The organism is Microbacterium sp. MDV22-iso44, from assembly GCF_058629135.1.
The window spans coordinates 184,131-205,759 of record NZ_JBZVWS010000003.1 but is presented as its reverse complement, the minus strand read 5'-3'; the positions used below and the strand labels follow the sequence as shown (position 1 = coordinate 205,759).

At 70.2% G+C, this 21,629-nt stretch carries 21 protein-coding genes; 9 read left to right on the top strand and 12 right to left on the bottom strand.

Translation table 11 applies throughout. The features are described from left to right. Positions 1-14 precede the first annotated feature (14 nt). The 3 genes from AC4NN1_RS11265 to AC4NN1_RS11255 are packed head-to-tail and all read left to right on the top strand — an operon-like array spanning position 15 to position 2,945. A complete protein-coding gene (locus AC4NN1_RS11265; RefSeq protein WP_491955353.1) occupies positions 15-1,136 on the top strand; it encodes a type III polyketide synthase in 1,122 nt (373 codons plus the stop codon). Next, the gene (locus tag AC4NN1_RS11260) at positions 1,133-1,825 is read left to right on the top strand and encodes a methyltransferase domain-containing protein (RefSeq protein ID WP_491955352.1); all 693 of its coding nucleotides are present in this window, start codon (positions 1,133-1,135) and stop codon (positions 1,823-1,825) included. The genes AC4NN1_RS11265 and AC4NN1_RS11260 overlap by 4 nt, the downstream gene beginning before the upstream one ends. Beyond that, positions 1,818-2,945, top strand: coding sequence for an FAD-dependent oxidoreductase (locus AC4NN1_RS11255; RefSeq protein WP_491955351.1), 1,128 nt, complete (start codon positions 1,818-1,820; stop codon positions 2,943-2,945). Before AC4NN1_RS11260 ends, AC4NN1_RS11255 begins: the two co-directional genes overlap by 8 nt. Before the next feature lie 29 nt (positions 2,946-2,974). Here the strand turns inward: AC4NN1_RS11255 and AC4NN1_RS11250 are convergent, their stop codons facing one another. Beyond that, entirely contained in the window at positions 2,975-3,805 is an 831-nt protein-coding gene (locus AC4NN1_RS11250; protein ID WP_020098483.1) for a UbiA family prenyltransferase, read from the bottom strand. A gap of 165 nt (positions 3,806-3,970) precedes the next feature. Here AC4NN1_RS11250 and AC4NN1_RS11245 point away from each other — a divergent pair, with 165 nt between their 5' ends. Continuing rightward, positions 3,971-5,287 carry an HNH endonuclease gene (locus AC4NN1_RS11245; protein ID WP_491955350.1) on the top strand — a complete coding sequence of 439 codons (1,317 nt, stop codon included), beginning with the start codon at positions 3,971-3,973 and terminating at the stop codon, positions 5,285-5,287. Positions 5,288-5,428: 141 nt separating this feature from the next. Here the strand turns inward: AC4NN1_RS11245 and AC4NN1_RS11240 are convergent, their stop codons facing one another. Genes AC4NN1_RS11240 through AC4NN1_RS11230 form a run of 3 tightly spaced genes read right to left on the bottom strand, consistent with a single transcriptional unit; the run spans position 5,429 to position 9,199 of the window. Continuing rightward, positions 5,429-5,968 carry a GNAT family N-acetyltransferase gene (locus AC4NN1_RS11240; RefSeq protein ID WP_491955349.1) on the bottom strand — a complete coding sequence of 180 codons (540 nt, stop codon included), beginning with the start codon at positions 5,966-5,968 and terminating at the stop codon, positions 5,429-5,431. Next, a complete protein-coding gene (locus AC4NN1_RS11235; protein ID WP_491955348.1) occupies positions 5,968-8,181 on the bottom strand; it encodes an ATP-dependent Clp protease ATP-binding subunit in 2,214 nt (737 codons plus the stop codon). Before AC4NN1_RS11235 ends, AC4NN1_RS11240 begins: the two co-directional genes overlap by 1 nt. A gap of 49 nt (positions 8,182-8,230) precedes the next feature. Next, the gene (locus AC4NN1_RS11230) at positions 8,231-9,199 is read right to left on the bottom strand and encodes a GlxA family transcriptional regulator (RefSeq protein ID WP_020098479.1); all 969 of its coding nucleotides are present in this window, start codon (positions 9,197-9,199) and stop codon (positions 8,231-8,233) included. Between the two features lie 182 nt (positions 9,200-9,381). Here AC4NN1_RS11230 and AC4NN1_RS11225 point away from each other — a divergent pair, with 182 nt between their 5' ends. Continuing rightward, on the top strand, positions 9,382-9,813 hold the full coding sequence (locus AC4NN1_RS11225; protein WP_018187587.1) for a hypothetical protein: 432 nt from the start codon (positions 9,382-9,384) through the stop codon (positions 9,811-9,813). 43 nt (positions 9,814-9,856) lie between these two features. After that, positions 9,857-10,069 carry a hypothetical protein gene (locus AC4NN1_RS11220; protein WP_018187588.1) on the top strand — a complete coding sequence of 71 codons (213 nt, stop codon included), beginning with the start codon at positions 9,857-9,859 and terminating at the stop codon, positions 10,067-10,069. A gap of 19 nt (positions 10,070-10,088) precedes the next feature. On the opposite strand, the gene AC4NN1_RS11215 is transcribed toward AC4NN1_RS11220, so the two are convergent. The 3 genes from AC4NN1_RS11215 to AC4NN1_RS11205 form a co-directional block, all read right to left on the bottom strand. Continuing rightward, a complete protein-coding gene (locus AC4NN1_RS11215; protein WP_491955347.1) occupies positions 10,089-11,183 on the bottom strand; it encodes a glycosyltransferase in 1,095 nt (364 codons plus the stop codon). 1 nt (position 11,184) lies between these two features. Continuing rightward, complete coding sequence (locus AC4NN1_RS11210; protein ID WP_028497515.1) at positions 11,185-12,384, bottom strand: glycosyltransferase; 1,200 nt, start codon at positions 12,382-12,384, stop codon at positions 11,185-11,187. A 137-nt stretch (positions 12,385-12,521) separates the two neighbouring features. Next, entirely contained in the window at positions 12,522-13,736 is a 1,215-nt protein-coding gene (locus AC4NN1_RS11205) for a fibronectin type III domain-containing protein (protein WP_491955346.1), read from the bottom strand. 30 nt (positions 13,737-13,766) lie between these two features. Between AC4NN1_RS11205 and AC4NN1_RS11200 the strand changes: the two genes are divergently transcribed. Then, positions 13,767-14,372 carry a hypothetical protein gene (locus AC4NN1_RS11200; protein ID WP_491955345.1) on the top strand — a complete coding sequence of 202 codons (606 nt, stop codon included), beginning with the start codon at positions 13,767-13,769 and terminating at the stop codon, positions 14,370-14,372. 42 nt (positions 14,373-14,414) lie between these two features. Here AC4NN1_RS11200 and AC4NN1_RS11195 read toward each other — a convergent pair whose 3' ends face one another. The 5 genes from AC4NN1_RS11195 to dnaK all read right to left on the bottom strand — a co-directional run bounded on the left by AC4NN1_RS11195 (position 14,415) and on the right by dnaK (position 19,404). Further along, the gene (locus AC4NN1_RS11195) at positions 14,415-15,341 is read right to left on the bottom strand and encodes a putative endonuclease domain-containing protein (RefSeq protein WP_491955344.1); all 927 of its coding nucleotides are present in this window, start codon (positions 15,339-15,341) and stop codon (positions 14,415-14,417) included. Between the two features lie 167 nt (positions 15,342-15,508). After that, positions 15,509-15,943: a heat shock protein transcriptional repressor HspR gene (locus tag AC4NN1_RS11190; RefSeq protein ID WP_018187594.1), complete on the bottom strand. Its 435-nt coding sequence runs from the start codon at positions 15,941-15,943 to the stop codon at positions 15,509-15,511. 10 nt (positions 15,944-15,953) lie between these two features. Then, entirely contained in the window at positions 15,954-16,937 is a 984-nt protein-coding gene (locus AC4NN1_RS11185; protein WP_018187595.1) for a DnaJ C-terminal domain-containing protein, read from the bottom strand. Positions 16,938-16,948: 11 nt separating this feature from the next. Then, a complete protein-coding gene (locus AC4NN1_RS11180; protein WP_116227655.1) occupies positions 16,949-17,539 on the bottom strand; it encodes a nucleotide exchange factor GrpE in 591 nt (196 codons plus the stop codon). Between the two features lie 2 nt (positions 17,540-17,541). After that, on the bottom strand, positions 17,542-19,404 hold the full coding sequence (gene dnaK / locus AC4NN1_RS11175) for a molecular chaperone DnaK (protein ID WP_491955343.1): 1,863 nt from the start codon (positions 19,402-19,404) through the stop codon (positions 17,542-17,544). Positions 19,405-19,582: 178 nt separating this feature from the next. Here dnaK and AC4NN1_RS11170 point away from each other — a divergent pair, with 178 nt between their 5' ends. Both AC4NN1_RS11170 and AC4NN1_RS11165 read left to right on the top strand, forming a co-directional pair. Next, entirely contained in the window at positions 19,583-20,134 is a 552-nt protein-coding gene (locus AC4NN1_RS11170) for a GNAT family N-acetyltransferase (RefSeq protein ID WP_491955342.1), read from the top strand. Between the two features lie 47 nt (positions 20,135-20,181). After that, entirely contained in the window at positions 20,182-21,588 is a 1,407-nt protein-coding gene (locus tag AC4NN1_RS11165; protein ID WP_491955341.1) for an MFS transporter, read from the top strand. The last annotated feature ends 41 nt before the right edge of the window (positions 21,589-21,629 follow it).

Genomic DNA, 21,629 nt, shown 5'->3' with positions numbered 1-21,629 from the left:
GTTACGGTGAGGCAATGACCACCCGGATCCTGTCGATCGGCACCGCCGTGCCCCGCGCCCGCCTGCGACAGGACCAGGTGCGCGATCTGTTCGCCGGGCAACCCGGCGCCGATCGCCTCACCAAGCGCCTCATCGGCGCCGCGTTCGACGCCTCGGCGATCGAGACCCGCCACACGGTGCTCGACGATCTCGCCGCAGCCGCCGCTGCGACGGCCGCGCCCGAAGGCGACGAGCGGATGCCGACGGTCACCGCGACGGGCGACCTGCTGTCGCCCTCGACCGGGGCGCGCAACGACGCGTACATCCGACTGGCCCCGCCGCTGTTCGCCGAGGCGGCGCGGAAGGCTCTGGCTGCGGCATCCGTCGATGCGGCCGAGGTCACCCACGTGGTGACCGTGTCGTGCACGGGGATGTTCGCGCCGGGGCCCGACTACCGCCTCGTCCGCGACCTGGGGCTCCCGACGACCGTCGCGCGCTCGCATCTCGGGTTCATGGGGTGCGCGGCCGCCGTGCCTGCGCTCCGCACGGCATCGCAGATCTGCGCCGCCCAACCCGACGCCGTGGTTCTCGTCGTCTGCGCGGAGCTCTGCTCACTGCACGTGCGGACCCCGGCGGACCACGACGAGATCGTCTCGGCATCCGTCTTCGCCGACGGTGCCGCCGCGGCGATCGTCAGTGCGGACGCGTCGCGCGCGACCGGGGTCTCGTTCGAGCTCGATCGGTTCGCGACGGTGCTCACCGACGAGGGCGAGAAGGACATGGCCTGGACGATCGGCGACACCGGATTCGAGATGATCCTCTCGGCGGAGGTGCCGCGCATCATCGGTCGCGAGATCCGCGGCGCGGTCGAGTCGTTCCTCGGCGACGACGGCGTCGACACCTGGGCGGTCCACCCCGGCGGGCGCAGCGTGCTGGATCGCGTCGAGATGGGTCTCGCCCTGCCCGCCGACGCGCTCGCGGTGTCGCGCGACGTGCTCCGCGACTACGGAAACATGTCGAGCGCGACGATCCTGTTCATCCTCGGCGCGCTGCTCGCCGGCGAGCTCGACGACGGCGACCGGGTGGCGACGCTCGCGTTCGGCCCCGGGCTCACCCTCGAGGCGGCACGGCTGACGTTCCGGCGGGCGGCGGCATGAACCTCGCCGAACGCGACGCGGCCCTCCGCGAACTGATGGACGACCCTGATTGCGATCCGGTCGCGCTCGCGGCGACCCTCGAGCGCTTCGACCTCGTGAACCGGGCGATCGGCGGGTGGGGCCGGGTCTGGCGCCGCGGCATCCGTCCCCGGCTGCAGCGCCTCGGGCGCGCCGCCCGCGTGCTCGACGTCGGCAGCGGCGGCGGAGACGTGATCGCGCGACTCGCGCAGTGGGCGGAGCGCGACGGGCTCGACGTGCACTGGCTCGGGATCGATCCGGACCCGCGGGCGCTCGAGGTGGCGCGGACGCGCGCGAGCGATCGGGTGAGCTTCGCCGCCACGGATGCCGCGAGCCTCCGTGCGGCAGGTGAGACGTTCGACCTGGTCTTGTCGAACCACGTCCTGCATCACCTCGAGGCGGATGAGCTCACCGAGTTCGCCGTCGACACCCGGGCGCTCTCCGCCGGGACCGTGATGCACGCCGACATCGAGCGCGGCGCTCTGGCGTATGCGCTCTACGGCATGGGGATCGCGGCGCTCGAGCGCGGGACGTTCCTCCGTACCGACGGACTGCGGTCGATCCGCCGCAGCTATCGCGCAGGCGAACTCCGATCGGCCCTGGGTGAGCCGTGGCGAGTGGCTTCGCCGGCGCCGTTCCGGTTGCTCGCGGTGGCGGACGGCGATGGTTGAGGTCCTCGTCGTCGGCGCCGGCCCGGTCGGCACGCTGCTCGCCGCCGAGCTGGCGCGGTTCGGCGTCGACGCCGCCGTGCTGGAGCGCCGCCCCACCGCCGGTGGCGGATCGCGGGCCATCGGTCTGCACGCCCCGACGCTCGCTGCACTCGAAGCCGGCGGGGCGACCGACCGCATCCTGACCCGGGCTGTCCGCGTGCGCCGCGGCGAGGCGCGCAGCGGCGGGCGCGCGATCGGCGTGGTCGACTTCGGGCGGCTCGACGCGCGGCACCCGTACGTCGCGACACTGCCGCAGGTCGAGACCGAGGCGGCCCTGCGCGGCGACGGCCCGCATCCCGAACGCGGCGTGACGGTGACGCGCGTGGCGCCCGACGGCGCTCGCGTGCGGGTCGAGACCGATCGCGGCGAGCGGGTCGCGCCGATCGTCGTGGTCGCCGGGGGTGTCAGTGTGCGCGACCTCGTGTACCGCCCCGATGCGCTGCGGCGGACTGCATACCCGGATCGGTATCTGATGACGGATGCCGCCCTCCCACCGCGTGAGGACGCCGAGACCGCCCTCGTGCACCTGGCCCCGGGAGGCGTGCTGGAGTCGTTCCCGCTGCCGGACGGGCGGCGCCGGTTCGTCGCATGGGACGCCGGCAGATCGCTCGAGCCGCATGCGCTGGCTCGCCGGCTGAAGGACGCGATGCGTACGCGCGGCGAAGCCGAGGCCGCGGACGTCGTGAGCGAGGCGACCGCGTTCGGCGTGCGGCGCGTGCTCGCTCCGTCGATGCGTCGCGACCGATTGTTCGTCATCGGGGATGCGGCGCACGAGATCAGCCCGATCGGCGGGCAGGGCCTCAATCTGGGTCTGCTGGATGCCGCGACCCTCGCGCCCCTCCTCGCGGCATGGGTGCGGCTCGGGTCGGCGCCCGAGGCGGATCTCGCCCAGTGGGAACGCGACCGCCTGCGCTCCTCCCGTGTCGCCGGCCGGATGGCGGCCGTGAACATGGGGCTCGGTCGACCGGTGTCACGCAGCGCCGACGCCGTCCGGTCGCGGGTTCTCGGTTCGCTGCTCGCCGCAACGGGGTCGCTCGTGCCGCACGCCTACGCGATGGGGCTCGACAGCGCCGCGAGATGAGTGTCGGAGCTACTCCGCCAGTGCGCGGATCATGCGGCGCCCGACGCCACCACGAGCTGGAGGGCGAGGACGAGCGCGGCGAGCATCACGAGACGGAAACCGGTGCGGTCGGGGCCGCGGCGCCGCATCCGGATCATCACCGCTGCTGCGATTCCCGTGACGAGCAGAGCGAACGCGATCATCGCGAGCGGTGAGGCGCCCTCGACGAGACTGCCGATGAGGACGGCGATAGCGGCGACCACGATGCCGACGACCGCCAGCATCACGGATGCCGCGGGCCCGATCCGGTGCGGCAGACCGCGGACGCCGGTGCGCCGATCGTCGTCGAGATCGGGCAGGACGTTGGTGAGGTGCACCGCGGCGCCCAGCATGGCCCCCGCGAAGGCGGCCCACAGTGCAGCCGGCTGCGGGGCCGGCGCCGAGAGCGTCGCCAGCGAGGGGAAGATCCCGAAGCTGACGAGGAACGGCAGCAGTGAGGCGGGCGTCGCCTTGAGTCCGGCGTTGTAGCTCCAGGCCGAGACGAGGGCGATGACGTGGGCGAACAGCATGCCCCAGCCGAGCACCGCTGAGAGGAGGACGGCCACCCCGAGTGCGATCCCCGCTGCGATCCACGCGGTGCGGACGCGGGTGTCGCCTCGGACGAGGGGCTTGTCGGAGCGACCGACGGTCGCGTCGCGGAACAGATCGATCGCGTCGTTGGAGAGACCGACCGAGACCTGACCGGCGAACACCGCGACGACGAGGACGATGAGCCGCCAGGGTTCCAGACCGGCGGCGATGCCGAGGGCGAGGGACAACACGGTGACGACGAGCGAGGGACCCGGGTGAGTGGAACCCCAGAGGGCCCGTGCGGTTCGCATGCTCGATCCTTTCACGCTCCGGACGGGGCTTGGCTGGGGCCGACTCAGGTACGGAGGGTGGGTCCATCGCAGATGAGACGTTTCTCACCTTCGGCCGTGTGCGGAGCGTGTGTTTTAAGCGGTTTTCGGGGTCTGGATGTCGGAGGTTGGTGGCAGGGTTCAGGTATGACGGATGCGGCGGAAACCCCCGGTGGCGAGGCGTATCTCGCGGCCATCGCGGGGATCGTTGCGGACGTCGAGGACGTGGCCCTTGAGCTCGCTCGGGCGCAGATCCGGGAGTTGCGCGTGCTCGCTGCCGCGGGACGGCTGGCGGAGGCGCAGGGCGCGCCCCCGAACGCGAGAGTGACCCTTCACGACATGGTGCTCCGGTCGATCGCAGCAGAGATCGGCGGAGCGATGCGGACCACTGACCGGACAGTGCAACGCCGGATCGGCGAAGCCCGGGTGACGATCGAAGGATTCCCCGCCGCGGTGGCCGCGTGGGAGGCCGGGCGGATCGTGCAGGGGCACGTGAGGGCGATCGTCGAGACCGGGCTGAACCTGCCCGCAGAGATGTGGGCGGAGTTCGAGAAGGTCGCGATCGAACGGTGCGAAGGTGAGACGCCGAACCGGGTTCGGGGTGAGCTGGAGATCCTCGCGCACCGGATGCACCCGCGATCGTTCGCCGAACGGCATGAGGAAGCTGCGGCGGGGCGGTGCGTCCGGTTGATCCCGGGGCGGGATGGGATGTCGGATTTGATCGCGACCCTGCCGACCGTGATTGCGGAGGGGATCCAGGACCGGCTGACACAGCAGGCGCGGGCGATCGTCGACACGAGAGACGAACGCTCCGAGAACTCGGAGGTCGTCGCGACCGATGCGCGCTCGACCGATCAGGTCCGCGCCGACGTGTTCGCCGATCTCCTCCTCGCCGGCACCCCGGCGCTCGACGACACGCGCGACACGACGGCGGGACCGCTCGGCGCGATCCGCGCACGCGTGCAAGTACTCATCCCCGCGGCGACCCTGACCGGTGTCGACGACGGGCCGTGCGACCTGACCGGCCGCTCGCCCATCGACCCGGCCACCGCTCGCACACTCGCCGGCGACACCTTGGTGTGGGAGCGCCTGTTTCACGACCCCACCACCGGAGTCACCGTGTCGACCGACTCGTACCGGGTGCCCTCGGGGATGCGCAGGTTCCTGCAAGCCCGGGATCAGCACTGCCGGTTCCCCGGATGCCGCGTCGCCGCGATCCGCTGCGAAGTCGACCACACCCACGACCACGCCCTCGGCGGCAAGACGGAACTGTTCAACCTGGCCCACTTGTGCCAACGGCATCATTCGATGAAGCAATTCACCGCATGGCGGGTCCGACAACTGTCGGGTGGTGTCCTCGAATGGACCTCACCCCTCGGCAGGACCTACAGAGAAGACGCACCCACCCCGGCCGTCGCCTTCACCCCTGCCGCCGCCTCACCCGGAGACCCCGCTCCGTTTTGAACCGCCGCTCCCCGGCCCCGCACGGCGTGGACAGTGGGCACCTACCCGAGCCCGCGCACGGGCCTCTCGCCCGCGAACCGGCACGTCCACGAACCGACACCGCTCAGAACCGACACCGCCACGAACCGACACGCGACCGGCTCAGTCCTCCAGGATCCGCTGGAACAGCAGATGGTCCTGCCACCGCCCCGCGATCCGCAGGTACCTCGGCGCGACGCCGATCTCCGCGAAGCCGCACCGGCGCAGCACCGACTGCGACGGCGCGTTGTGCAGCAGCGTCGCCGCCTGGATGCGGTGCAGGCCGAGATCTTCAGCGGCGACTCGAGCCACGGCATCCACCGCGGCGGTCATCACACCCCGTCCACCCAGCTCGCCGTCGATCCAGTACCCGAGGTTCGCGCTCTGGAACGGTCCGCGCACGATGCCCGAGAGGTTCACCCGCCCCACGATCCGCTCTCCCGCCTCGAGCACGAACGGAACGCCGGTCCCCGCCTCACGTTCGCGCAGCATCACCTCGATCGCCGACTCCTGACCGGCATCCGTGAAGAAGCGCTCGGCTCGCTCCGGCTCCCACGGCGCCAGCCGCTCTCGATTGCGGCGGTACGCCTCGGCGAGGGCAGCCGCATCCGATCCGACGACCTCGCGCAGGACCACGCCATGCCCCAGCGCGACCGGCGTCATCAGTCGAGCAGCTCCGCCTCGATGGTGTCGTCGCCCGACTCCTCCGGCGGCGTCGGCCCGCTGCTCGTCAGCACCAGCTGCGAGCCGTCGACCGCGACATCCACCCGGACCACATCAGCGTCGTGCACGCCGCCCGACAGCAGCGCCATCGCCAACCTGTCCTGGATCTCGGACTGGATCAGACGCCGCAGCGGTCGCGCCCCGAACAGCGGATCGTAGCCGCGCTCGGCGAGCCACGCCCGCGCGTCCGGCGTCACCGCGAGCGTCAACCGGCGAGCGTGCAGCCTCCGCTGCAGCGCATCGACCGCCAGCTCGACGATCTGAGCCAGATCCGACTCGGTCAGCGGTGTGAACATTACGACGTCGTCGAGGCGGTTCAGGAACTCCGGCCGGAACGACTGCCGCACCATCGCCATGACCTGCTCGCGCTTCGTGTCGTCCGTCAGCGTCGGATCGATCAGCACCGGTGATCCGATGTTGCTCGTCAGGATCAGGATCGTGTTCGTGAAGTCGACCGTCCGCCCCTGGCCGTCGGTCAACCGTCCGTCGTCGAGCACCTGCAACAGCACGTCGAACACCTCAGGGTGCGCCTTCTCGACCTCGTCGAGCAGCACCACCGAATACGGACGGCGCCGCACCGCCTCGGTCAGCTGACCGCCCTGCTCGTACCCGACGTACCCCGGAGGGGCACCGACGAGCCGCGCGACGGCGTGCTTCTCGCCATACTCGCTCATGTCGATGCGGACCATCGCGCGCTCGTCGTCGAAGAGGAACTCCGCGAGCGCCTTCGCGAGCTCGGTCTTGCCGACACCGGTCGGCCCCAGGAACAGGAACGAGCCGGTCGGCCGGTTCGGGTCGCTGATCCCCGCGCGCGACCGACGCACGGCATCCGCCACCGTCTTCACGGCCGGCTTCTGCCCGATCAACCGCTTGCCCAGCTCCGACTCGAGGTGCACCAGTCGAGCGCTCTCGCTCTGCAGCAGCTTTCCGACCGGGATGCCGGTCCACACGGCGATGACCTCGGCGATGTCCTCCTCGGTCACCCGATCGCCCACCATCCGCTCGGCCCCATCACCGACGGCACCCTCCGCGATCTCCGCCTCGGCGAGCTTGCGTTCGAGCGCCGGGATCTCCGCGTAGAGCAACCGCGACGCACGTTCGAGGTCGCCCTCGCGCTGCGCGCGCTCCGCCTCGACGCGCAGCGCATCGAGCCGCGTCTTGTAATCGCCGACCGCGTTCAGCGACGCGCGCTCCCGCTCCCACCGCGCCTGCAGGTCGTCGAGCTGCTGCTGCACCTTCACGAGCTGGTCGCGCAGCGCCGCGAGACGCTCCTTCGACGCGTCGTCCTTCTCCTTCTTGAGCGCCAGCTCCTCGAGCTTGAGCCGATCCGCGTGCCGGCGCAGCTCGTCGATCTCGAGCGGCGCGGAGTCGATCTCCATGCGCAGGCGCGACGCGGCCTCATCGATCAGGTCGATCGCTTTGTCAGGCAGCTGCCGCGCCGGGATGTACCGGTTCGACAGCGCCGCCGCCGCCACCAGGGCGCCGTCCGAGATCGCGACCTTGTGGTGCGCCTCGTACCGCTCCTTGAGCCCGCGAAGGATCGCGATCGTGTCCTCGACGCTCGGCTCGCCGACGTACACCTGCTGGAAGCGCCGCTCCAGTGCGGCATCCTTCTCGATGAACTCGCGGTACTCGTCGAGGGTCGTCGCACCGATCAGGCGCAGCTCCCCGCGCGCCAGCATGGGCTTCAGCATGTTGGATGCCGCGACCGACCCCTCGCCGCCGCCGGCTCCCATCAGCGTGTGCAGCTCGTCGATGAACGTGATCACGCGCCCCTCGGACTCCGTGATCTCCTTGAGGACGCTCTTCAGCCGCTCCTCGAACTGACCGCGGTACATCGCCCCGGCCACGAGCGCGGAGATGTCGAGCGCGATGAGCTCCTTGCCCTTCAACGACTCCGCGACGTCTCCCGCGACGATGCGCTGGGCGAGCCCCTCGACGACGGCGGTCTTGCCGACGCCGGGCTCGCCGATGAGCACCGGGTTGTTCTTCGTGCGCCGCGTGAGCACCTGACTGACCCGGCGGATCTCGCCGTCCCGTCCGATGACGGGGTCGAGCTTGCCCTGACGCGCACGGTCGGTGAGGTTGATGCCGTACTGCTCCAGGGCGCTGCCCTGATCGCCCTGGCCGGATGCCGGTTGTGCGTTCATCATCTGCTCCTGAAAGCTCGATAAAAAGTTGAGTCCGTCAGGCTCAACTTTATCACGACGCCATGACGGCGGCGCAGGCGAAGCGGGACCGGTATGCCGTCGGCGTCGTCCCGAGCACCCGCGCGAAGTTCTGCCTCAGCACGGCCGCCGAACCGAAGCCGCACTCGTACGCGATCGCGTCCAGTCCGAGGTCGGTCTGTTCGAGCAGGCGCTGCGCATGGAGGATCCGCTGCCGCCCCAACCACGCCGCCGGCGTCGTCCCGTAGTCGGCCTTGAACCGCCGCGCGAACGTCCGCGGCGACATGTGCGCCTTCGCCGCCAGCTGGTCGACCGACAAGTCGCGCCGCAGGTTCTCCAGCATCCACTCGGTCACCGGCGTCAGCGAGAGCGAGGTCGACACCGGCAACGGCGACGCGATGAACTGCGCCTGGCCGCCGTCGCGCTGCGGGGGCACCACCATGCGCCGCGCGATCGTGTTCGCCGCCTCGGCCCCGAGCTCGAGCCGCAGAAGATGCAGGCACGCGTCGAGCCCGGCCGCCGTCCCGGCGCTCGTGATGATCCGCCCCGACTGCACGTACAGCACGTTCGGGTCGACCTCGATGTCGGGGTACATGCTCGCCATGGTCTCGGCGTAGCGCCAGTGCGTCGTCGCGCGCTGCCCCGACAGGACACCGGATGCCGCGACCGCGAACGCCCCGCTGCACACCGTCAGCACCCACGCGCCTCGCGCGACCGCCCTGCGGATCACGTCGAGCACCCGTTCGTCCACGCTGCCCCACGCCTCCCGGGGGATCGGCGTGATGACGACGACGTCGGCCTCGTCCGCGAACGTCAGATCGTGATCGACGTTGATGGAGAACGCGAGGTTGCTGGGGATCGCGCCGGGATCAGGGGTCACGATCCGGAAGTCGAAGTTCGGGATGCCGTCGTCGCTGCGATCGAGCCCGAACGCCTCGCAGGCGAGCCCGAACTCGAAGGGCGCGAACCCGCTCTGGACGACGCAGGCGACGGTGCGGATCATGGCGTTCTCCCCGGATGGTGTTCGGCTGGCATTATTCCTACGAGCAGCGTCGATGCGACCATTGATGGCAGGATGCGTGCAAGCATAGCGTTCCTGCCACGACGGCGGCATGACCCCCGGAGCACCCCCTTCCGCCCCGCGGGACCACGCCCCTAGACTCGGGTCCCCGCGAGAGGACAGCCATGACCGACCCCGTCCCGCCGGACGCGCAGCAGCCGCCGCAGTACTCACCCCAGTACCCGCCCCAGGGGCAGCCGTCCTACCCGTACGGCACTCCTCCTCCGGCGGCCGGCGCCGGAAGCGCCCGCGGCTTCGCCATCGCCGCACTGCTCGTGGCGGCGGCCCCCGTCCTCCTCGGCGGACTCTGGCCGGCCATCACGATCCAGCTGTATCGGTCGGTCTACGACCCGCAGTTGTACGGCATCGTCAACGCCGTGTTCTCGCTCTTCACCTGCGCCCTCGCCGTCGTCGCCCTCATCCTCGGGTTCATCGCGGTGCGCCGGGATGCCGGGGCCCGCCTCCTCGGCGGGATCGCGATCGGCCTCGCGGCGGCGACCCTCGTGGGGACGGTCCTGGGGTTCCTCTCCTCCACGGTCGGCGGACAGTTCCTCTGACCGCTTTTCCTCCACCCGCTGCGGTAACGGCTAGATTGTGACCATGGAACTCGGATTCGCAGCCGTCGTCGTCGCGATCGTCGCCCTGAGCCTTGTCGTCGCACGTCGACGCGCGCGACTCGACCGCTCGGTGACCGATGAAGAGGGTCACGGCGCGGCTGCGCGTCGCGGTGCCGACTCCGAAGCGCGCATGGCGAAGGCCACGGCCGTCTACGTCGACAACCGCAGCAACGCGGGCGGCGCCGGCGGCATCTGACCCCGGCCCCTGACCCGGCTCAGCGCCGCGTCAGATCGGTCGCCGCGGCGAGCAGGATCTTCGCCGACCGAGCCCATTCGAACGAGCGGATGTGACGCGTCCCCGCCTCGACGAGTCGCCCCCGCATCCCGGGTTCATCGAGCGACCGCACGGCGCGGGCGACGGCTTCCGGATCGAGCGGATCGACGTAGAGCGCGCCGTCTCCGGCCACCTCGCGGAAGATCTCCATGTCGGTCACCACCGCGGGCACCCCGAGTTCGAGCGCTTCGGCCACCGGCAGCCCGTAGCCTTCGTCGAGACTCGTCGTGACGAGAGCGGCGTCGTCTGCCAGGAGCGCGGCGTAGGCGGCATCCGTCACCCCGTCGTGGAAGACGACCGACGCTCCGCCGGCCAGCGCCGTCAGCTCGGCGCGACGCTCGGGCGCGATGCGCGACAGCAGGTGGAGGGTGTGATCCGGCAGCTCCCGCATGGCCGTGACGAGCGTCTCGACGTTCTTGTACGGCATGAACGAGCCCATGTAGACGAGGTTCCGAACGGGGCCGGAGCCCACGACGGCACCGTCGGGGAGCAGTTCGGCGAGGCGCTGCGGTGCGTTCGGGATCACGACGACCGGGCGCTTCGTCAGCCGCACGCGGGCGAACTGGCGCGCGCTCGTCTCGCTGACGGTCGCGACGAGGTCGGCTGCGTTCAGCGTCCACCGCTGCGGCCAGTACGACAGGTGGAACAGCCGCCAGCCGACACGCACGTACCAGGGCAGCGCCCGCGGCGGCGTCCGGTGCCGGTAGTAGATGGTGTCGTGCAGCGTCAGGATGAGCCGGAACCGCCGGCCGCCCGACCCGATCGTCTGCATCGGCGAGAACAACACGTCCGGCCGGTGGCGGTTCAGCAGCAGCGACGAGAACGGTTCCTTCACCGACGTGGGCGCGTGGATCGTCAGAGTGATCGCATCGGCGGGCAGGAAGGCGCGCTGCCGCTCGTCGTGGATCAGGTAGGTGACCTCGGTGCGGTAGGCGGATGCGGCATCCGCCACCGCCTGCGCGAGCTCGGCGGAGTAGCGGCTGATGCCGTCGTGGAAGTCGGTGCGGATGTAGCGTGCGTCGAAGAACAGACGCATCTCAGCCGCCGAGCGGTTCGCCGCGGTAGAGCTTCTCGAAGGTGTCGAGGGTCCGCTCGATGTCGTGGATCTCGACGCCGTGGAGCGAGGCCTGCTGCATCCGCGAGTACTCGGCCTGGTCCGCCGTCAGCACGGTGCGGATCTTCTCGGCCAGCTCGTCGGCGTTGCCCGGCTCGAACAGGTAGCCGTTCTCGCCGTCGTGGACGAGGTGCGGCAGCGCGACGGCGTTCGCCGCGATGACGGGAAGGCCCGAGGCCATGGCCTCCATCGTCGCGATGGACTGCAGCTCGGCGACCGAGGCGATGACGAAGACGTCGGCGCGGGTGTAGGCGGCGCGGAGCTCCTCTTCGGACACCCGCCCGAGGAAGGTCACACGGTCGGCCAGGCCGAGACGCTCGGTCACCTGGCCGAGGCTCTTGCGCTGATCGCCGCCGCCGACGATCTCGAACTGGATGTCGAGGTCGGGCAGCTTCGTGATCGCCTCGAGGGTGACCTCGACGTGCTTCTCCGTCGTCAGGCGGCCGACGAACAGCACCCGGCGGCGGTTCTCACGCGGCTCGAGGTTCGGCGTGTAGTTGCTCTGGCGGATGCCGCAGCTGATCGGCACGACGCCGGAGATGTCGATCGTGTTCTCGAGGAACTCCGCCGCCTTGCGGGTGGGGGTCGTCACCGCGCGCGACATCTTGAACGTGCGCTCCGCGTCGGCCCACGCGATCTTCAGGAAGATGTCGTACAGGAACTTCGGCAGCAGCGTGAAGTCCAGGATGTTGTCGGCCATGATGTGGTTCGTCGCGACGACGGGGATGCCACGCTGGTTCGCGATACGGGTCAGGGCGCGACCGATCACGATGTGCGACTGGCTGTGCACGACATCCGCGTCGACCTCGTCGAGCAGCCGCCGCGAGTAGTGCTTGCCCATCCACGGCAGGACGAACCGCAGCCAGTCGTGCGGCCGGTAGCGCCACCCGGGAAGGCGGTGCACGGTGAGCGGCTGGCCCTCGATGTCCTCGGTGAACACGCCGTGGTTGCGGTGCCCGACGCTCGGCGTCGCGACGTGGACGTCGTGACCGCGTGCGGCGAGGCCCGCGGCGAGGCGCTCGGTGAAGCGAGCCCCTCCGTTGACATCGGGCGCGAAGGTGTCGGCCGCGATCACGATGGTGAGGGGTCCGCGCTCAGGGGCGGGATCGTCCGGGGGCGTCATGGTCACGGGGTACGGGCCAATCTGTGCGTCGGAAGCGGGAGGGGGCTCTCCGCCGATGGGGCGCAGGGATGTGCGGGGCGCCGGGGCTCGATTCTAGCCCGGGACCGGGACGTCCTCCGGTGGAGGATCGGCGCGCCTCAGCGGAGGCCGACGCGGACGGCGAGCGGATGGTGGTCCGACCCGAGGGGTCCGATCCACTTGCCGCCCGCGGTCTTCCCCGCGTTCTTCCACGAGTACACGACCGACCGCGAGGGCCGCACGAGCACCTTGTCGATGTGGTCGCCCCAGGTCACGCTCGTGAAGGGCGTCAGCGACATGGTCGGGTTCGCCGTGTTGTAGTGCTGCAGGCTGAGGGTGCGCGCCTGGTCGTACGCGTCGTGCCACCCGCGCTTCTCGAGTGCGGCCATGGTGCCGTCGCCCACGCGCGACTTGTGCGTGTTGAGGTCGCCCACGATCATGACGGGCGCCTTGGTCCAGTCGGTCAGGGACCGGTGCGTCTTGTTGAGCTTCGTGAGCGTCGCGGTCACGGCATCCGCCAGCTTGCCGGCCTCGTACTGGCGTTGACGGACGACGGATGCCGACGTCCCGACCACGAGGTGCGTGTCGACGACGAGGAGGTAGGCGCCGGAACTGTGCCGGACGGCGGCCCACGACATTCCCTTGCCCGCCGAGGCGTACTGCGACGGGAACAGCACGGCGCCCGAGGTGGCGCCGCCCGACTTGGCGGCGACGCGGGTGAACCGGCCGTTGCGGATGAGGATGTCGTTCTGCCCGTTGTACGCGAAGGTGTAGCCGCTGGGCGGCGTCGTGTACTTCGACGCTTCCTGCAGGGCGACGATGTCGGGGGCGAGTTCGGTGATGCGCTTGTTGATGACGTTCTTGCGCGTCGAGAAACCGGAGCAGACGTTCGAGCACACGTTCCAGCTGACCGCGAGGTAGCTCGGCGAGCCCGCGGGCAGCGTCGCCTGCGCCGTGATCGTCTCGTGGGCCACCGGCGATGACCGGGGCCCCATGCCCGCGGCCGAGACGCCGCGCACCTGGATGAAGTAGGCGACCCCCGGCTTCAGTCCGGTGACGGTCGCCTTCGAGGAAGTGACCTTCTGGTTGATCGGCTGCGCGGGCCGGGTGACCAGATCGTGGCTGGTGTTCGCGTAGACGTAATAGCTCGTCGCACCGGGGATGTCGGCCCAGTCGACCGTCAGCGACGTGAGCGAGGCGCCCACGTAGTTGACGAGCCCGGGCTTGGCGGGGACGCTGCCGGCGGCAGCCGCCGGCGAGACGGGGAGGGCGAGACTGAGCGCGATCGCGACGATCACTGCGACGGCGCTGCGGACGTGGGGGGCGCGCAGCATAGGCGGATCCTAGCAACCTACGCTGGAGCGATGACGCCTCTCACCGGCCTCCGCCTCTCCGCCCAGGTGGACCCCGCGCAGTGGGTCCCGATCACCGGTTCGTTTGGGTTCCGCGGGCGCCGCGCCCGCAAGAAGGCGATCGGGATGCTGCTCGCCCAGGCGAACGCCGCCTTCGGCCGCGACCAGCCCGGCAGCAAGGTCGCCGCATGGGCGATGAGCCAGGCGATCCCCGCCCTCATGCGCCGCGCCGACGGGCGCCTGCTGGCCTGGGTGTGGAAGGACGATCCCGAACTCCTCGTCGCGATGGCGCAGGTGCAGGAGCTCACGCCCCAGCTGCGGACCATGCGCGCGAGCATGCCGATCGAGTACGACGACACGGTGAGCTTCACCGGCTCCCCGCTCGGCGTCGCCGAGAAGCTCGAGATGCCCCTGCCGCCGAACACGCGCCAGACGCCCTTCGCGTCGTACACGTGGGACACCGGCACCCACCTCGTCACCCTCACCGCCGTCATCTCCGATCGTGAGCGCTTCGGCACCGTCATCCCCGCCGTCGACGCCCTCGCCCGCTCGCTCCGCCTCGTGACCGACCTGACCGTCGGCGAGGGCCCCGGCACCCTCCGCATCGACCCCGCCTGACCCCCGGCATCCGCTCGGCCGTCGGCGAGGCGTCGAAGATGGTCACTTTCGCTGCCGCCCAGCGACCATCTGCGACGTCTCGGCACGCCAGCCTCGCTCGATCAGGGTGGTTCGAACGCGTTCCAGGATGCCGCGACGCGCGGCACCACGGTGCGAGCGGTTCACGCGGATCACGCGCCACCCTGCGGTGGCGAGGTCGTCGAGGCGATCGACATCGCGCGAGTACTGGCGGTCATCGAGGCGGTGCTGCTGCCCGTCGTATTCGAGCAGGACTTTCGTCGGCGCGTGGACCAGGTCACCGTAGGCCAGGAACCGCCCGCGTGCATCCCTGATCTCGGCGTTCACCTGGAACGGCGGGAGCCCTGCGTCTCGCGCGTCCAGTCGAAGGAGCGTCTCCGCGACGGAATCCGTGCCTGGCTCCGCGAGCTCAAGCGCACGTCGCAGTCGACGCACGTCGCGTGACCCGTCCCGATCAGCGACCTCAGCCTCCAGAGCCCCGACGGTGAGCACAGGGTTGTGGCGACGGAGGAGCGCGTCCGCCGCCACGACGAGCTCTCGATCGCTGAGAAGGGATGCCGCCTGGCACCACGCAGCGGCCGGGTCCACCACCGGCATCCCGTCCACGAATCGGACGTGCGCCGTCTGCGAACGGTGCCCGCGCACTCCCGCGCCGCGAGCCCGCACGGTCGGTGGGATCGCGGTCACATCGAGGGCGAGTCGGAGCCGATCAGGAGCCCAGCCGCCGGCGAGCACGAGGGCCGTCGCATGGGAGAAGTGCTCGCCGGACCGCAGCTTGGGCAGGTAGCTGAGGGCGAGTGCTCTGACGTCGTCCGCCGCTTCGCGCGAGCGGATGCCGTAGAACGGCGCCGCGAGTGATGGATGCCGCAAGCGACGGCGTGTCACACCCGCGTCGATCGCCCACCCGACCAGGAAGCGGTCCGGCAGCTCCGGGGGAAGGACGCTCGGCATCCGCCCACGATCCACCCCTCACCACCGGCCCCACCCCGAATCCGCCCCCCTGTGGAAAGCCCCACGGGCGGCGCGCCCCGTGCAGACGCCTCGAGACGTCGCAGATGGCCGCTTTCGATGTCGCCGGGCGACCATCTGCGACCTTTCGACGACCCGGCGCCGGCGCGTCAGTCGGTCGGGGGGTGGGGGCGGTACAGGACGACGTCGGTGGCGCGGCGCACGCGCGTGCCCTGGCGGAGCGTCACGACCGAGCCCGTCGCGCCGGCGGCGAACACGCGGGCACCGCGGCGTGCGGCGACCTCGTCGCGCAGGCGACCCTGCAGTCCCGAGACCTCGCGGCGCAGCATCCGCACCTGGTTCTCGAGCTCGATGATGCGCGAGATGGCCGGGAGGCTCACGCCGTCAGCCGACATCTGCGCCACTTCGCGCAGCTGCGCGACGTGACGGAGGGAGTACCGGCGCGACCCGCCGCGGGTGCGCGCCGGTACCACGAGTCCCAGCCGGTCGTACTGACGCAGCGTCTGCGGGTGCATGCCGGCGAGCTCAGCGGCCACCGCGATCGCCAGGATCGGGGCGTCTTCGTCGACCTGCTCGTTCGCCATGCGTCTCACCTCACTCGCGCGCCTTGGCCATCAGATCGGCGCGGGGATTCTCCTTGGGCTCCAACTCGTGGAAACGTTCCAGCGCTTCGCGCGCGGGTCCGTCGAGGTGGGTCGGGACGGCGACCTGGACCTCGGCGAGCAGGTCACCGGTGCCCTTCGCCGTCTGCACCCCGCGGCCCTTCACGCGCAGCACGCGCCCGGACGGGGTCCCCGGCGCGACGCGCAGCTTGACGCTGTCGCCGCCGAGCGTCGGGACCTCGATGGTCGCACCCAGCGCCGCCTCGGTGAACGTGACGGGGACATGGATGCGGAGGTTCAGCCCTTCGCGCGTGAAGACGGGATGCGGGCGCACACCGACCGTGAGGACGATGTCACCCGCCTCGCCGCCGTCCGGCGAGGGGCGACCGCGACCGCGGAGCTTGATCTTCTGCCCGTCTGAGACCCCTGCGGGGATCTTCACCTTGATGGGCTTGCCGTCGTCGCCCTGGAGCGTGATGGTGTCGCCCTTCACGGCCGTCGTGAAGTCGAGCGTCGTGCGGGCGGTGACGTCGGCCCCGCGCTGCGGGCCGCCGAAGCCGCGGAATCCGCCGCTCGGCTGCCCGAAGCGACCGGAACCGAACCGTCCGCCGCTCTGCTGCCCGAACATCGCGAAGAGGTCATCGAAGTCGGCCTGCTGGCCGCCCGCGCCACCCGGCTGGAACCGGCTGAACACGTCTTCGAACCCGCCGCTCGCCCCGGGCTGGAAGCGGGCGCTCCCCGACCCCATGGCGCGCAGCTGGTCGTACTCGGCGCGCTGCTCCTTGTCGCTGAGCACCGAGTACGCCTCGCTGACCTCTTTGAACTTCGCCTCGGCCGCGGGGTCCCCCGCGTTCGAGTCGGGGTGGTAGGTGCGCGCCAGCTTGCGGTACGTCTTCTTCAGGTCGGCGTCGGAGACGTCCTTGGACACCCCGAGCACCTTGTAGAAGTCCTTGTCGAACCAATCCTGACTGGCCATCAGCGCGCCCCTTACTCAGCCGGAACCGCGACCACGACCTTCGCCGGACGCAGCTCGAGGTCACCGAGGCGGTAACCGATCTCGACGACCTCGAGGATCGTCGGCTCGGTCGTGCCGGGCGTGGGCGCCTGGAAGATCGCCTCGTGCTGCTGCGGGTCGAACGCGTCGCCCGCAGCGCCGTAACGCTCCACTCCCAGGCGGGCCACGACGGCCCGCATCTTCTCGGCGATCGCCGCCAGCGCGCTGCCCTCGGCGAGGTCGCCGTGCTTCTCAGCGCGGTCGAGGTCGTCGAGCACGGGGAGCATCCCCTTCGCGACGGCGCCCTTGGCGCGCGCGAGCTCCACCTCGCGCTGCTCCTCGGTGCGGCGACGGTAGTTGGCGTACTCCGCCTGCACGCGCTTCAGGTCGAGGAGCAGGTCGTGCTCCTCCTCCGGCGCATCCGCGACAGCAGCCTCGTCGGACTGGGCCGCGCCGAGGATGTCGTCGACCGTGAGCGCGTCCGGCTCCGTGTCGGCATCCCCGGCGGGCTCCACCGACTCCTCGGCCGGGGTCGCGGCGACGTCGTCGCCCTCGTCCGGCTTCTCGAAGTCCTTGTCCGCCATGCTTACTTCTTCTCGTCCTCGTCGTCGACGACCTCGGCGTCGACGACATCCTCATCGGAGGATGCCGTCTGCTCGCCGGCCGGAGCATCGGTCGGCGCCTGTGCGGCGTCGGCCTGGCTCGCGGCGTAGATCGCCTCGCCGATCTTGGTCTGCGACGCGTTCAGCTTGTCGTAGGCGTCCTTGACGGTGTCGTCGTTGTCGCCCGCGAGCGCCGTCTTGAGCGCGTCGACGTCGGCCTGGACCTCGGTCTTCACGTCGTCGGGCAGCTTGTCGGCGTTCTCGCTGAGGAGCTTCTCGATCGAGTACGAGAGCGTCTCGGCCTGGTTGCGGACCTCGGCGGCCTCACGGCGCTTCTTGTCCTCGGCCGCGTGCTCCTCGGCCTCGCGCACCATGCGCTCGATGTCGTCCTTCGGCAGCGACGAGCCGCCGGTGATCGTCATCGACTGCTCCTTGCCGGTGCCCTTGTCCTTCGCCGACACGTGGACGATGCCGTTCGCGTCGATGTCGAACGTGACTTCGATCTGCGGGATGCCGCGGGGTGCCGGCGCGATGCCGGTGAGCTCGAACGTGCCGAGCGGCTTGTTGTCGCGGGTGAAGTCGCGCTCACCCTGGAAGACCTGGATGGCCACCGACGGCTGGTTGTCGTCGGCGGTCGTGAAGGTCTCGCTGCGCTTGGTCGGGATGGCCGTGTTGCGCTCGATGAGCTTGGTCATGATGCCGCCCTTGGTCTCGATGCCGAGGCTCAGGGGGGTGACGTCGATGAGCAGCACGTCCTTGCGCTCACCCTTGAGGACACCGGCCTGCAGGGCGGCGCCGACGGCGACGACCTCGTCCGGGTTGACGCCCTTGTTGGGCTCCTTGCCGGCTTCCTTCTTCACGAGCTCGCTCACGGCGGGCATACGCGTCGATCCACCGACGAGCACGACGTGGTCGATGTCGGCGACCTTGATGCCGGCCTCGCGGATGACGTCCTCGAACGGCTTCTTGGTGCGGTCGAGGAGGTCCTTGGTGAGGTCCTCGAACTTCGCGCGGCTCAGGGTCTCGGACAGCGATACGGGGCCCGAGTCGGTCAGAGAGAGGTACGGCAGGTTGATCGAGGCCGACTGCGAGCTCGAGAGCTCCTTCTTGGCCTGCTCAGCGGCTTCCTTCAGACGCTGCAGGGCGATCTTGTCGCCCGAGACGTCGACACCGCTCGTGTCCTTGAACTGCTTGATCAGGTACTCGACGATGCGCTGATCCCAGTCGTCGCCACCGAGGCGGTTGTCACCGGCGGTGGAGCGCACCTGGATGGTCGAGAAGTCGTCGTCCTTGCCCACCTCGAGGAGGGAGACGTCGAAGGTTCCACCACCGAGGTCGAAGACGAGGATGAGCTCGTCCTCCTTGCCCTTGTCGAGGCCGTACGCGAGAGCGGCGGCGGTGGGCTCGTTGATGATGCGGAGCACGTTGAGGCCCGCGATCTCACCGGCCTCCTTCGTGGCCTGACGCTCGGCGTCGTTGAAGTAGGCGGGGACGGTGATGACGGCATCCGTCACCGTGTCACCGAGGTACTGCTCGGCGTCGCGCTTGAGCTTCTGGAGGATGCGGGCCGAGATCTCCTGCGGCGTGTAGTTCTTGCCGTCGATCGCCTGGGTCTTCCAGTCGGTGCCCATGTGGCGCTTGACGGAGGTCAGGGTGCGGTCGACGTTCGTGACGGCCTGGCGCTTGGCGGTCTCGCCGACGAGCACCTCGCCGTCCTTCGTGAACGCGACGACCGACGGGGTCGTGCGAAGACCCTCGGCGTTGGCGATGACCTTCGGCTCGCCACCTTCGAGGACGGCGACGACCGAGTTGGTCGTTCCGAGGTCGATTCCCACTGCACGTGCCATGTGATTCTCCTTCGTGTGGCGATTGCGTAGATCTGAAGTCTTCCGGCGGCTCTGGCCACAACCTGAGCCGCGATGACTCAAGGCTACTCCGGCCCTCGCCGACCGTCAAACCAACTTGAGCCGATGCATATCAAGTTTGCAGGCTCGGCGTGATCGCGATCGCCGTTAGCGTGGACGGATGCCGATCCGCCTGACGCCCCTCGATCCCACCGGCGCCGACCGCGAGGCGTTGATCTCGTTCATGACGTCGCAGTCGTTCCCGTTCCACGTGCGGACCGATCCCACGGCGGCGCAGATCGCAGAGGCGATCGACGACGGCGCGTACGCCGACGAGGATCACGCCTCGTTCTGGATCGACTCGGACGCGGACGGCCGGATCGGGTTCTTCCGGCTCGAGGACCTCAGCGACGACGCTCCCCTGTTCGACCTGCGGCTGAATGCCGCGCACCGCGGCCGCGGGCTCGCGACGGACGTCCTGCGCGTGGCGACCGACCACGTCTTCACGACGATGCCCGAGGTCAACAGGTTCGAAGGGCAGACGCGGGAGGACAACATCGCGATGCGGCGGGTGTTCGTCCGCTGCGGCTGGGTGCAGGAGGCCTATTACCGCGAGGGGTGGCCGACCGATGGCGGGCGACTGCTGGCATCCGTCGCCTACAGCGTCCTCCGCCGCGACTGGCGCGACGGCACCGTCACACCCGTGGTCTGGGATCCCCCGCGGGAAGCCTGACGCGCCACGTCACCGGCGCGCCGTGAACGCGCGGTAGGGTGCGGCTCATGACGCGTTCCACCGGCGGGACGCCCGAGATCCCCGCCACCGCCGACAGCGGCGCCCTCCCCGTGATGTTCCAGGACCTCGAGGAGCGTCCCGTCCCTCGCAGGAACGTCGCGTCCTGGGCGATGTGGGACTGGGCGACGCAGCCCTTCAACTCGGTCATCCTGACCTTCGTCTTCGTGTCGCTGTACCTCGTGTCCGACACGTTCCTGCCCGAGAACGTCGCCCGCCTCGCCGACGACGACCCGATCAAGGAGTCGGCCCTGGCGGACCTGTCGACCGGCTACGGACTCGTGTCGACGATCGCGGGACTGGCGATCCTGCTGCTCGCGCCGATCCTCGGACAGGTCGCCGACCGCAAGGGCCGCAAGAAGCGGTGGCTGCTCATCGCGACCGCCCTCCTCGCGCTGCTGCAGTTCAGCCTGTTCTTCGTCTTCGCCGACCCGTCGTACTTCTGGCTCGGCGCGATCCTCGTCTCGCTCGGTGCCGTCGCGTCCGAGATCGCCGGCGTCAACTACAACGCCCTGCTCGTGAGCGTCTCGACGCCTCGGACCGTCGGCAAGGTGTCGGGGCTCGGCTGGGGACTCGGCTACATCGGCGGCATCCTGGCCCTCGTCGCGGTCGTCGTCCTGAACGCCGTCGAGTGGTTCGGCCTCGACACGTCGGGCGGCCTCGCCTACCGCCTGATCGCCGTCGGCTGCGCGGTGTGGACGATCGTCTTCGCGATCCCGCTCTTCCGGAACGTCCCCGAGCCGCCGGCTCCCCCGGGTGAGCCGCCGCTCGGATTCGCCGCCTGGTTCCGGGCGTTCTTCCGCTCGATCCGCGACCTGTTCCGCTCGCACCGACCGACGGCGTGGTTCCTGCTCGCGAGCGCCGTCTACCGCGACGGACTCGGCGGCGTCTTCGCCTTCGGCGGCGTGCTCGCGGCCGTGGCCTTCGGGTTCTCGCCGAACGAAGTCATCCTCTTCGGCATCGCCGCCAACCTCGTGGCGGGCATCTCGACGGTCCTCGCCGGCCGCCTCGACGATCGGTACGGCGCCCGCGCGATCATCCTCACGTCGCTCGTGGGGCTCGTCGTCTCGGCACTGGGAGTGTTCCTGCTGCACGACGCGGGCAAGCTCCCGTTCTGGATCCTCGGGCTCGCGCTCTGCGCCTTCGTCGGCCCTGCACAGGCCTCGACGCGCTCACTCCTCGCCCGCGTCACGCCGGAGCACATGCAGGGCGAGGTGTTCGGCCTCTACGCCACGACCGGACGCGTCGTCAGCTTCTTGGCTCCGGGCATGTGGACGCTGTTCATCGCCGTCTTCGGTGCGACCTACTGGGGCATCCTCGGCATCGCGATCGTGCTCGTCGTCGGCCTCGTGCTCATGCTCTTCGTGAAGCTGCCGCGGCCGGCGCACCTGCGCTGACCGCGGCAGCTCCCGCGAACGCGTCGACCCGACGCATCCGG